At 46.7% G+C, this 811-nt stretch carries 1 protein-coding gene; it reads right to left on the reverse strand.

What is annotated here, in order from left to right; all coding sequences use genetic code 11:
• The coding region (locus A3757_RS03145; protein ID WP_068739155.1) for an elongation factor Tu at positions 1 to 811 on the reverse strand (811 nt) is incomplete at both ends.

An 811-nucleotide genomic window follows, 5' to 3' on the forward strand; every position in this document is an offset into this window, starting at 1 on the left:
ACAATCTTAGCTACAACACCCGCACCTACAGTACGACCACCTTCACGAATCGCGAAGCGTAGACCTTCTTCCATCGCGATTGGCGCGATCAAAGTAGCTGTTAACTGTACGTTATCACCAGGCATTACCATTTCAACACCTTCAGGCAACTCACAAGCACCTGTCACATCAGTCGTACGGAAGTAGAACTGTGGACGGTAACCTTGGAAGAATGGCGTATGACGACCACCTTCATCTTTACCCAAGATATATACTTCAGCTTCAAACTTAGTGTGAGGCTTAACAGAACCAGGCACACATAGAACCTGACCACGCTCAACTTCGTCACGCTTAGTACCACGCAGAAGAACACCAACGTTCTCACCCGCACGACCTTCGTCTAGAAGCTTACGGAACATCTCAACACCAGTACAAGTAGTGGTTTGAGTTTCCTTGATACCAACAATCTCGATTTCTTCACCAACTTTGATGATACCACGCTCAACACGACCCGTTACAACCGTACCACGACCTGAGATTGAGAACACGTCCTCAACAGGCATTAGGAATGGCTGATCTACAGCACGCTCTGGCTCTGGAATATAAGAATCTAGCGACTCAACCAACTTCTTAACAGCAGTTGTACCTAGCTCGTTATCATCTTCGCCGTTCAATGCCATCAAAGCAGAACCTGCGATAATTGGCGTATCATCACCTGGGAACTCATAAGTGTCTAGCAACTCACGAATTTCCATTTCAACCAATTCAAGCATCTCGTTGTATTCTTCTGAACCTGCACCACCACAGTCTTCAGCCAACAAGTCAGCCTTGT

This window comes from Oleiphilus sp. HI0117, assembly GCF_001635235.1.